Below are 13,544 nucleotides of genomic sequence, written 5' to 3' on the forward strand. Positions count from 1 at the left end.
TAAGACTTATTTTGTTTACATGATTAGGAACAAAATAAGTCTTTTTTAATTACTATATACCATTAATTTTATTAAAAAAGCACTTTGGAGACTAGACTTTTAATCTAATCATTCCAAAGTGCTTATAAATCCAATGAAACTTTTTAAATTTTAAACTTAATGTTCTGTGTTTTTATCACTTTTTAAGTATCTTCTATAAACAATCATTAATCCTAAAATTCCAAATAGAATTTCGAATGCATAAGGGTTATTTTTGTCTAATCCACTATACGGTAAATTCATATTGAAATTATTTTCTTTGTTTGGATTTACAAATAATTTTTTGTTTAATCTTTCAAGATTGTGGTGATTATTTTGAACATTAAATTGACGTGAATGCATGTCTAGCAACTTATTATTTTTAGTCGTTTTTTCGTCATTTTCAAAATGACTTGAATTATATTTGTCATTTATTTTATCCATAACTAATGACTGTTTCTTATCTGATATACCATTACTTTCTATATCTTTTACTTTTGATAGCATTTCAGATGTGACTTTATCTAAGTTAGTCTGTAATTCAGCAATATTTGATGTACCGTTTGGCAAGTTACTTATTTTTTCTTTTGCAATACTTCTTAATGAATCTAATTTTTCAATTAGTTTGTCTAAGTCAGCTTGTTCACTTGGCGTAATCAAACCATCTTTTCTAATTTCTTTTATTTTATTAATCACTTTTGTTTGTGCTGCTTTAGCATCAGCAATTGCTTTTTTAGCTTCCGATACTTGTTTTGTATCTAGGACACCATTACTATCTGCATCATTCACTTCTGGTGATGTTACGGATGGTATTTGATTTAGTTTTCTTTGTAACTCTGCTTTTCCTGCTGTGCCGTTTGGTACTTTGGCTAACTTGTCTTTCACTGCTTGTTTTTCTTTATCTAATTTTTGAATCAACTTATCAATTTCTGCTTTCTCTTTTGGATTTACTAGTCCATCGGATTGAATCAATGCTAGTTTCTTATCTACTGCTGCTTTTGTTGATTCTGTTGCTTTAATCGCTTTACTTACCCCTGACACTTGTTTTGTATCTAGGACACCATTACTATCTGCATCATTCACTTCTGGTGATGTTACGGATGGTATTTGATTTAGTTTTCTTTGTAACTCTGCTTTTCCTGCTGTGCCGTTTGGTACTTTGGCTAACTTGTCTTTCATTGCTTGTTTTTCTTTATCTAATTTTTGAATCAACTTATCAATTTCTGCTTTTTCTTTTGGATTTACTAGTCCATCGGATTGAATCTCTGCTAGTTTCTTATCTACTGCTGCTTTTGTTGATTCTGTTGCTTTAATCGCTTTACTTACCTCTGATACTTGTTTTGTATCTTGAACACCATTACTATCTGCATCATTCACTTCTGGTGATGTTATCGATACAATATTATCCAATCTTCTTTGTAACGTATCTTTACCCGCAGTTCCGTTTGGTACATTCTCTAATTTCTCTTTCGCTACTTGTTTCGCAGTTTCTAATGTTTGAATCAACTGGTCTATTGCTGATTTTTCCTCTGGAGACACTAAGCCGTCGGATGTGATTTCAGTTAATTTTTTATCCACTGCTGTTTTTGCTATTTCAGCTGCTTCTATCGCTTTTTCCGCCTCTGATAATTGTTCTATATCCAAGATACCGTTACTATCTGCATCATTTACTTCTGGTGATGTTACTGATGTGATATTGTCTAATCTTCTTTGTAACACATCTTTACCTGGTATGCCATCCGGTACAGTATTCAATTTATTTTTCGCTGATTGTTTGATTACTTTCAATCCAAAGATTAGTCTATCAATTTCGGCTGCTTCACTTGGAGTTACTAAACCATCGAATGTTATCTCAGACAATTTTTTATCCACTGATGCTTTTGCTTTTTCCACATCTGCTATGATATGAGTCATTTCTAACAATTGGTCTGTATCTAAAACGCCATTACTATCTGCATCGTTTATCTCTGGTGACGTTACTGATGTGATATTGTCCAATCTTGTTTGTAAATCATCTTTACCCGCAGTGCCGCTTGGTACGCTATTTAGCTTTTCTTTTGCCGTTTGTTTTGCGCTTTCTAATGTTTGAATTAATGCATCTACTTCAGATTTTTCATCTGGCGTTACTAGACCATCGGATGTTATTTCTGTTAACTTGTTGTCCACTGTCGTTTTGGCTTGTTCCGCATTCACTACTGCTTGAGACGCTTCGGATAATTGCTCAGTATCTAGCACACCATTGTTATCTGCATCGTTCACTTCTGGTGGTGTTACTGATGTGATATTGTCCAATCTTGTTTGTAACTCGGCTTTCCCTGCGGTACCATTTGGCACACTACCTAATTTCTCTTTCGCTGCTTGTTTCGCGCTTTCTAATGCTTGGATTAACGCATCTACGCTCGCTTTTTCATCTGGAGTCACTAATCCATCTGCTGTTACCTCAGACAATTTTGTATCTATTGCTGCTTTTGCCTGTTCCACATTCACTACTGCTTTTCCTGCTTCAGAAATGTGTTGATTATCTCCATTACCATCACTATCTACATCATTTACTTCTGGTGATGTTACGGATTTAATGTTATCCAATCTTGTTTGGAGCTCATCTTTCCCTATGGTACCGCTCGGTACGCTATTTATTTTCTCTTTTGCAGTTTGTTTCGCGCTTTCTAATGCTTGAATTAACGCATCTACTTCTGCCTTTTCGTTTGAAGTCACCAATCCATCTGCTGTGATTTCAGTCAATTTCTTATCCACTGTCACTTTCGCTTTTTCCGCACTTACTACTGCTTGCGTTGCTTCAAACAATTGGTCTGTATCTAATTTACCATTACTATCCGCATCGTTTACTTCTGGTGATGTTACTGAAGCGATGCTGTCTAATCTTGTTTGGAGGTCACCTTTACCTGCAGTACCATTCGGCACACTTTCTAGTTTCTCTTTTGCAGTTTGTTTCGCGCTTTCTAATGCTTGAATTAATACATCTACTTCTGATTTCTCATCTGGTGTTACTAAGCCATCGGATGTTACATCTGTTAACTTCGTATCCACTGCGGTTTTCGCTTTCTCGGCATTCGTTATTGCTTGCGTTGCTTCAGACAATTGTTCAGTATCTAGCACACCATTGCTATCTACGTCATTTATTTCTGGTGATGTTACTGACGCGATGTTATCTAGTCTTGTTTGTAAATCATTTTTACCCGAAGTACCATTCGGTACGCTATTTACTTTCTCTTGGGCTGTTTGTTTCACACTTTCTAATGCTTGGATTAACGCATCTACTTCGGCTTTCTCATCTGGTGTTACTAGACCATCTGATGTTACTTCTGCTAATTTATTATCTACTGCGGTTTTCGCTTGTTCCGCATTCGCTACTGCTTGCGTTGCTTCTGATAATTGCTCTGTATCCAACACGCCATTGCTATCTACGTCATTTATTTCTGGTGATGTTACTGACACGATGTTATCTAATCTTGTTTGTAAATCATCTTTACCTTCTGTACTGTCCGGTATATTATCTAATTTCTCTTTCGCTACTTGTTTCTCAGTTTCTAATGCTTGAATTAATACATCTACTTCTGATTTCTCATCTGGTGTTACTAAGCCATCGGATGTTACATCTGCTAACTTCGTATCCACTGCGGTTTTCGCTTTCTCGGCATTCGTTATTGCTTGCGTTGCTTCAGACAATTTCTCTGAATCTAACTTACCATTACTATTCGCATCATTTACTTCTGGTGACGTTACTGATGTGATATTATCCAATCTTGCTTGTAAATCATCTTTACCCGCAGTACCATTCGGTACATTGTTTATCTTCTCTTTCGCCGTTTGTTTCACTGTTTCTAATGTTTGAATTAACGCGTCTACTGAAGTTTTTTCGTCTAGAGTCACTAAACCATCTGCTGTGATTTCGGCCAATTTCATATCCACTGCGATTTTTGCTTGTTCGGCTTTCGTCACTGCTTGCGATGCTTCTGATAATTGCTCTGTATCCAACACGCCATTACTATCTGCATCATTTATTTCTGGTGATGTTACGGATGTGATATTGTCTAATCTTCTTTGTAATACATCTTTACCTGGTGTGCCATCCGGTACAGTATTCAATTTATTTTTCGCTGATTGTTTGATTACTTTCAATCCAAAGATTAGTCTATCAATTTCGGCTGCTTCATTCGGAGTCACTAATCCATCTGCTGTTATCTCAGACAATTTTGTATCCACTGCTACTTTTGCCTTTTCCACATCTGCTATGATATGAGAAATTTCTAACAATTGGTCTGTATCTAAAACGCCATTACTATCTGCATCGTTTATCTCTGGTGACGTTACTGATGTGATATTGTCCAATCTTGTTTGTAAATCATCTTTACCCGCAGTGCCGCTTGGTACGCTATTTAGCTTTTCTTTTGCCGTTTGTTTTGCGCTTTCTAATGTTTGGATTAACGCATCTACTTCGGCTTTCTCATCTGGAGTCACTAATCCATCTGCTGTAATCTCAGATAACTTCGTATCCACTGCTGTTTTCGCTTGTTCGGCTTTCGCTACTGCTTTTCCTGCTTCAGAAATGTGTTGATTATCTACAATACCATCACTATCTACATCATTCACTTCTGGTGATGTTACCGATGTAATGTTGTCCAATCTTGTTTGTAGCTCGTCTTTACCTACGGTTCCGCTCGGTACAGTGTTTAGTTTTTCTGTTGCCGTTTGTTTTGCGCTTTCTAATGTTTGGATCAATGCATCTACTTCAGATTTTTCATCTGGCGTCACTAAGCCGTCTGATGTTACTTCTGCTAGCTTATTGTCCACTGCTGTTTTCGCTTGTTCTGCACTTACCACTGCTTGAGATGCTTCGGATAATTGATTCATATCCAAGACTCCGTTACCATCTGCATCATTTACTTCTGGTGATGTTACTGACACGATGTTATCTAATCTTGTTTGAAGATCAGACTTACCTTCGGTACTAGACGGTACACTATTCACCTTTTCTTGAGCCGTTTCTTTCGCTGTTTCTAATTTTTGAATTAGCGCATTTACTGCTGCTTTTTCATCTGGAGTCACTAAACCGTCTGACGTTATTTCAGTCAACTTCGTATCTACTGCGGTTTTCGCTTGTTTCGCATTCGCTACGGCTTGCGTTGCTTCGGATAATTGATCTGTGTCCAAGACTCCATTACTATCTGCATCATTTACTTCTGGCGATGTTACTGACGCGATGTTGTCTAATCTTGTTTGTAAATCATCTTTACCAGCAGTACCGTTCGGTACGCTATTTACTTTCTCTTGGGCTGTTTGTTTTGCGCTTTCTAATGTTTGTATTAACGCATCTACTGCTGATTTCTCATCTGGAGTTACTAATCCGTCTGATGTTACTTCTGCCAATTTCGCATCCACTGCGGTTTTTGCTTGTTCCGCATTAGTCACTGCTTGCGTTGCTTCGGATAATTGGTCTGTATCTAAGACTCCGTTACCATCTGCATCGTTTACTTCTGGTGATGTTACTGACGCGATGTTATCTAATCTTGTTTGTAAATCATCTTTACCCGCAGTACCATTCGGTACATTGTTTATCTTCTCTTGGGCCGTTTCCTTCGCTGCTTCTAATGCTTGAATTAACGCATCTCCTTCAGCTTTTTCATCTGGTGTTACTAGACCATTAGATGTTACTTCTGCCAACTTCGTGTCTACTGCCGTTTTCGCTTGTTCTGCATTCGCTACTGCTTGCGTTGCTTCAGACAATTGCTCAGTATCTAAAACACCATTACTGTCTACATCGTTTACTTCTGGTGATGTTACAGATAAAATGTTATCCAGTCTTGTTTGTTGCTCTGTCTTACCTTCGATACTTGCTGGTACATTATTTATCTTCTCTTGTGCTGTTTGTTTCGCACTTTCTAATGCTTGGATTAACGCATCTACTTCGGCTTTTTCATCTGATGTTACTAGACCATCTGTTGTGATATCAGATAACTTCGTATCCACTGCGGTTTTCGCTTGTTCCGCATTAGTCACTGCTTGCGTTGCTTCGGATAATTGATCCGTATCCAAGACTCCGTTACCATCTGCATCGTTCACTTCTGGTGATGTTACTGACGCGATGTTATCTAATCTTGTTTGAAGATCAGACTTACCTTCGGTACTAGACGGTACGCTATTTACTTTCTCTTGGGCTGTTTGTTTTGCGCTTTCTAATGTTTGGATTAACGCATCTACTTCAGCTTTTTCATCTGGTGTTACTAGGCCATCGGATGTTACTTCTGACAATTTAGTATCAACTGCGGTTTTTGCCTGTTCCGCTTTTGTCACTGCTTGATCTGCTTCGGATAATTGATCTGTGTCCAAGACTCCATTACTATCTGCATCGTTTACTTCTGGTAATGTTACTGATGCAATGTTATCTAATCTTGTTTGTAAATCTTCTTTACCAGCAGTACTAGATGGTACGCTATTTACCTTCTCTTTCGCTGTTTGTTTTACGCTTTCTAATGCTTGGATTAACGCATCTACTGCTGATTTTTCGTTCGGAGTCACTAAGCCATCTGATGTTACTTCTGACAATTTCGTATCCACTGCTGTTTTCGCTTGTTCTGCATTCGCTACTGCTTGCGTTGCTTCAGACAATTGTTCAGTATCTAGCACACCATTACTGTCTACATCGTTTACTTCTGGTGATGTTACTGACACGATGTTATCTAATCTTGTTTGTAAATCTGTCTTACCTGCGGTACTAGATGGTACTCTATTTACCTTTTCTTGAGCCGTTTCCTTCGTTGTTTCTAATGTTTGAATTAACGCATTTACTGCTGCTTTTTCATCTGGCGTCACTAATCCATCTGCTGTAATATCAGATAACTTCGTATCCACTGCGGTTTTTGCTTGTTCTGCATTAGTCACTGCTTGCGTTGCTTCAGACAATTGTTCAGTATCTAGCACACCATTGCTATCTACGTCATTTATTTCTGGTGATGTTACAGATGTGATGTTATCCAGTCTTGTTTGTAGCTCACCTTTGCCTGCAGTACCGTTCGGTACACTATTCACCTTTTCTTTTGCCGTTTGTTTCTCTGCTTCTAATGTTTGGATTAACGCATCTACTTCGGCTTTTTCATCTGGTGTTACTAGACCATCTGATGTTACTTCTGCTAATTTATTATCTACTGCGGTTTTTGCTTGTTCCGCATTCACTACGGCTTGAGATGCTTCGGATAATTGATCCGTATCTAAGACTCCGTTACCATCTGCATCGTTTACTTCTGGTGATGTTACGGATGCAATGTTATCCAATCTTGTTTGTAAATCTGTCTTACCTGCGATACTAGATGGTACGCTATTTACCTTCTCTTTCGCTGTTTGTTTCGCACTTTCTAATGTTTGGATTAACGCATCTACTGCGGCTTTTTCATCTGGTGTTACTAATCCATCTGCTGTAATATCAGATAACTTCGTATCCACTGCGGTTTTCGCTTGTTCGGCATTCGCTACGGCTTGAGACGCTTCGGATAATTGTTCAGTATCCAAGACTCCATTACCATCTAAATCGTTTACTTCTGGTGATGTTACGGATGCAATGTTATCTAGCCTTGTTTGGAGATCATCTTTTCCTACTATGATATTCGATACATTATTTAATTTTTCTTTCGCTGTTTGTTTTGCGCTTTCTAATGTTTGTATTAACGCATCTACTGCGGCTTTTTCGTCCGGAGTCACTAATCCATCTGCTGTTACTTCTGCCAACTTCGTATCTACTGCTGCTTTTGTCTGTTCCGCATTCACTACTGCTTGTGTTGCTTCAGACAATTGTTCAGTATCTAGCACACCATTACTATCTGCATCGTTTACTTCTGGTGATGTTACGGATGTAATATCATTTATTCTTTTTCGTAATAAATCTTTATTAGTGAGGCCATTCGGTAGAGCGTCTAATACTTGTATTGCTGATGATTTGGCCTTTTCAATTTCTACATTCATTTTATCTATTTCGGCTTTTTCATCTGGTGTTACTAATTGGTCTTGCGTCACTTCACCTAGCTTTATTTTGGCTTGTTTTTGCACTTGTGTTGCTGCTTCTATAGCATCTTCTACTTTTTTGATTTTTGCTTTTTTCAAAGCTTCATTGATTGTTTCTGCCACTTCTTGGATATTAACAGCTTTATTAGTAATATTTACGCCTCTTAATACATTAGTATCTGTAGTATCACTCAAGATATAACCAAATAATTTATCTTTATTCACATCAATATATTGATTAGCGTCAAAAGAAATGTAAAATTTTACTGATCCGCCTGATCCACCACCTCTATCAGGGTCACCATTTCCGCCACTGTTTGGACGTGTATATGAATAATAACCTAAATGATCTTGTCGTAGTACAACTCTTTGTCTACCCTCATAAACTGCTACGACCTGTTTAATTTTTTTATTGAGGCTATCATTTGGTCTTATCGCATAGTTTTCAAATCTATACGTTCCTCTACCTTTTTCTTTTGACAATTCCATTGTTGCTATTAAAGCTTCACCATCATGTAACACTTCATCTTTTACTATACCAAAATCATTTTTAGTTACATCATTTTGATTTGTAAATGTATATATACCTTGATAATTCGGACTGTCACGATTAACTGTTAAATCTTTCATTTTTGACAGTAGTGTGTTTATATTATTCGCTTGACTCCCTGTGATTTTTCTATTTCTTGCTACAGAATAATCCCTATTAAAAATTCTGTCATAAGCCGCTTTATTATTTTTTAATGAAGTTTGTCTAATAATATTTCTTAAAAACAGCTTTCTTTCTTCTTCCGTTAGTTCTCCTCTATTTCTTTCTACTTCATTAAGTGCCGTCGCAATATAATCTCCGGCTCTTAATGAATTATAAGATAATCTAGGTCCAAAGTAATGGTGATTATTGCTTATTCCATTATAGTATCGATTTCGGTCGATACTTCTAGCTACTCGAGTTTTTGGAATATATTGCTTTTCTGGTTGTTTTTCATTTTTGACGTCTTTTTCGTTCGTGCTCAAACCTTTTTCTGATTCATTTTTCTCTATATTATTATTAGGCACTTCAACTTTCGTTTCAGTAACTCTATTTTCCATCGAAATCAAATTTTGAGTGACTGATTGCTCTTTTTCGTTCAATTTCGAATTACTATTTATTTTAGTATCCGTATTTTCGGCAGTTGATGATTGTTTTTTATCTATATCTGGCTTTTCAGTATCTAACTCCTTTATTTCCTCATCGTTTTTTATTGTTTCAGGTGTTTTTTCTTGTTTATCATTTTGTATATCTTGTTCGTTTACATCTGAATGGTCTGGTTGTTCTTTATTTTCAATAATAGTATCGGCATTTGACTCGAATTGTTGCGACGTTATCTCAGTACCTTCCTCAACTGATTTTGTATCTTTTGAAGCACTTTTGTTTTCTGTTTTATTATCAATTTCAGCTTGGATGGGTTGTTGTACTGTGTCATTGTTACTCTCTTTTTCTAATATATTATTAAAATTTGAATCATTGTTAGTGTTCTCTTTATCTACTTTAGGAGGTATTTCTTTCACTTCTTGTTGTTCTTTTTGTAAAGTATCAGCTTGGGCTTCTTCACTATGTTGAAAAATTAATAAACTTCCTAAAAGTACTGAAGCTGTTCCAATCGTAAATTTGCGTATGGAATATCTATTATTTCTCCTAGCCATATACTCTCTAAATATCCTCATTGTTATCTAACTCTCCTTTTCGATAGTAAAATCATTTTAGATGTTATTAAATTTAATACAATTTATCTTTCTTTAATCATTATAATTTTAAATTTAATGACCAACAGTACTTATAATGCGTCAGTAAAAAAGTTGAATTTTTAAGTAAAATAGTGAGATAAAAACTTTTTTCCATCAAAAATGATTGTTATTAAACATAAAAAGACACATAAAAAACGATCGTTTTTTATGTGTCTCATATTAGTTATTGATTGTTTAAAATTCATTCTAATTAAGTGCTCGCTTTAAATCTTAATTCAAGCGATTTATCGCTAATCCATCAGTTGGCTCAAAAATAGTCATTTCTTTTTTATTCAGTAGATCTTCTGATAAATGTAGTTCAGTAATTTTATTAGAGTTATACCATTTAATATAAAATGTACGTGTCGTTAAATTTAAGACCGTCTGATATAACGAATAATGTAAATCATTTTGTTCATCTCTAACTGCGCCTTTAGGTATACTCATAATTTCCAATAATTTAAAAGCGTTAAGTATGTCTTGTTCAGGACTGTTTGCTGCTTCTTCTAAATAATTTTTCAAGTAAGCAATACGAACAAATCTTTCTGATGATGTGTATCCACCTGGTAAGCCATAGGTGCCACCTTCATTGCCTAATGATTTTAAATTAATATTAGCAAAATTTCTTTCATTTGGTTTATGTGGTGAAATGTTTATATAATTTCTTAAATTTTCATAATGCCAATTCAAATCAGGATTGTTAGTCAAAACGGCAACTGGATTGTCATTAACGACTATTTGACCTTTATCAAAAGTGAGTTCTACCGTTCTACCCGTATCATCAGAAATATGATAATGTAACGGTGGAACTTCAGAGAGATCGTTCAAAGTATGTGCCACGACATTAACATTTTGTGCGTTTTTAATTAAATCAGCTATGTTTTTGTTATAACCTAATATCCAATTTATCACTTCATTTTGAGCAATATTCATATAGCCTGCTTTAGTTTCATTTGCATAAGAAGCATAGCCTCTGAAATATTGTACTGAAACACCAACGCCATGCTCGTTAACACCATCTCCAAATAAAAATCCTTCCATATCGCTGCCAGAACCTACGAAGCCATACAATGTTTCACCTTTATACTCTACACGCGATTCCCAGTAATAGTGGCGTGGTTGAACCGCTGGATTACCTTTTAATTGATAAACAAAATCCATTGTTCGACCTAATATAGCTTGATGATTTTCAGACATAAATGAAAAACCTGTACACATTGCTCATACGCTCCTTTATTAGCAATTTGCTAAATCTATTTTTGTCTTAATTATGATTGTAATTAACTTTATATCATATTAATAGCAATTCGCCTCAATTTCAGGACACAGATATAACCACAATGTTAAATTATATACTCATGGATTCTACCATCGACTAATGATTTTTGCACATCGATCACACGTTGATTTAATGAACCTTTATAAGGTAAATTGGGTTTATATAAGTGATGCATGAAAGGACCGTCGACGAGTACATCTATAATTTTCAATAATTCATTTCTCTGAGATTGATCATTCCTTAAGTATTCAAATAAAAATCCAGTCCATACCCATAAGGTTTTGCTATGACCAAAACGTTGTCTAAATGCATGAGCACAATTGAGTGTTATATCTAAGTTACAAAATGGTTCCCCACCTAAAATACTTAAACCTTCTATATAATCAGGTTCGCAATTTTCTAATATTTCATTTAAAGTTTCAATATTAAATTTCTCACCATACTTAAAATTTTGAGCTGCTTTGTTATAACAATTTAAACATGCAAATGGACACCCTGAAACATATAAACTACATCTCACGCCTTCGCCATCTACGAAACTTTGTGACTCTATTTTGGCAATGTAACCTTGTCCATTAATGATATTTAGTATTGTCATATCGACTGGTCTTTCATGTGTTTTACTCTTGCACAAATTTCTTTATGTCTACCTTCGATTGTAGGACGTTGCACTGGATTACCTAAATAGCCACATGTTCGTTTTACTACATCTACGGTTTTAGGGTCGCTATTTCCACATTCTGGGCATTGATATCCTGATGCAGTTGTTTTAAAATCACCTTTAAAATCACATAAACGACAATGATCTATAGGAATATTTGTTCCTAGATAACTAACTTTGTCATATGAATAATCCCAAACCGCTTCTAATGCTTTAATGTTATGGTCTAATTTTGGATATTCACAATAATGTATGTAACCACCACTAGCATAAAATGGATAATCTTTCTCAAAATCTATCTTTTCAAATGGTGTAATATCTTTTCGCACATCGTAGTGGAACGAATTTTGATAATACCCCTTGCTTGTAATATCTAATATATCTCCGAATTTTTCTCTATCTAATCTGCAAAAACGATCTGTTAATGATTCACTTGGTGTACTATATATACTAAACCAAATGTCGTAGCGTTCAGTCCATTCCAATTGGTAAACTTTCATAGCTTTTAAAATTTGTAAGGTGAAGGCTTTACCTCTTGCAGTTTTTTCCCACTCAGGGCCATAAAAAACAGTAGCTGCCTCATACAGACCAATATAACCTATCGATAACGTAGCACGTTTGTTTTTAAATAATGACATAACACTCTCTTCATCACTTAAACGATGTTTAAACGCACCATTTTTATATAAAATTGGAGCGTTATCAGGTGTAGCTTGTTCCATACGTTTAATGCGATAAACTAATGCGTCGTGCATAATTTGCATTCGTTCATGAAAGATTTCCCAAAACTTTTCCATATCACCATCTGATTCTATAGCTATTCTCGGCACATTAAGCGTTACTACACCTAAATTACATCTTCCATTATTTTCTGCTTCACCTTGCTCATTTTTCCATACTGGTAAAAAAGAACGACAACCCATTGGCGCTTTAAAATCACCTAAAATTTCTACAGTTTTATCATAATTTAATATATCTGGATACATTCTTTTTGTAGAACACTCTAATGCTAATTTTTTAATATCATAATTAGGGTCATCTTCACTAAAATTCACACCTTTTTTAATAGAAAAAACTAATTTAGGAAATATAGCTGTTATACGGTCTTTTCCAAGTCCTTTTATTCGTGTTTTCAATATCGCTTGTTGAATTTTTCTACTATATTCATCTATACCTAGACCAAAACCAAGAGTGACAAATGGCGTTTGTCCATTTGAAGTATAAAGTGTATTTATTTCGTATTCTAGACTTTCAATTGCGTCATTAATATCTTGGGTGATTTGATAATCAACATATGTATCAATATGTGTATCATCAACAAATTGTTGTGCCAATTTTCTATGTTTTGCTTCGTTATATTTTACGTAATCACTTAATAATTCGTCTACTCGATCAATGGTACAACCCCCGTATTGACTACTAGAGACGTTGGCAATAATTTGTACAAGCTGAGCAGAAGCTGTTTGAATTGATTTTGGCGATGTCACAGATGCATTGCCAATTCGAAATCCATGTTTCAACATATTTTTAGCATCAATTAAACAACAGTTAGTGAGTGGTTGAAATGGGTGATAATCTAAGTCATGGAAATGTATATCTCCACTTTTATGTGCTTCAGCTATATGTTTAGGTAATAAGTAATCCAAAGCATATGATTTAGATACAACACCTGCTGTTAAATCTCTCATTGTAGAAAAAGTGGCACTATCTTTATTAGCATTTTCGTTAATAACTGTTGGATCTTTTGTAATAAGTTTCGTTAAATTTTGTTCTAATTTATTCATTTTACCCCTTCTTTTCTATATATTG

General features: G+C 35.2%; 4 protein-coding genes. All 4 read right to left on the bottom strand.

Annotated features, from left to right (window positions below; translation table 11 throughout):
- Positions 1-156 precede the first annotated feature (156 nt).
- The 4 genes from KA883_RS00035 to nrdD all read right to left on the bottom strand — a co-directional run bounded on the left by KA883_RS00035 (position 157) and on the right by nrdD (position 13,519).
- Complete coding sequence (locus KA883_RS00035) at positions 157-9,735, bottom strand: GA-like domain-containing protein (protein WP_210139803.1); 9,579 nt, start codon at positions 9,733-9,735, stop codon at positions 157-159.
- A gap of 291 nt (positions 9,736-10,026) precedes the next feature.
- Complete coding sequence (locus KA883_RS00040) at positions 10,027-11,013, bottom strand: choloylglycine hydrolase family protein (protein WP_046206954.1); 987 nt, start codon at positions 11,011-11,013, stop codon at positions 10,027-10,029.
- Positions 11,014-11,138: 125 nt separating this feature from the next.
- A complete protein-coding gene (gene nrdG / locus KA883_RS00045) occupies positions 11,139-11,672 on the bottom strand; it encodes an anaerobic ribonucleoside-triphosphate reductase activating protein (protein WP_046206953.1) in 534 nt (177 codons plus the stop codon).
- Positions 11,669-13,519: an anaerobic ribonucleoside-triphosphate reductase gene (gene nrdD, locus KA883_RS00050; RefSeq protein ID WP_046206952.1), complete on the bottom strand. Its 1,851-nt coding sequence runs from the start codon at positions 13,517-13,519 to the stop codon at positions 11,669-11,671. Before nrdD ends, nrdG begins: the two co-directional genes overlap by 4 nt.
- Positions 13,520-13,544 lie beyond the last annotated feature (25 nt).

The sequence above is a fragment of the Staphylococcus sp. GDY8P54P genome (assembly GCF_017892645.1).
Lineage (GTDB): Bacteria > Bacillota > Bacilli > Staphylococcales > Staphylococcaceae > Staphylococcus > Staphylococcus ureilyticus.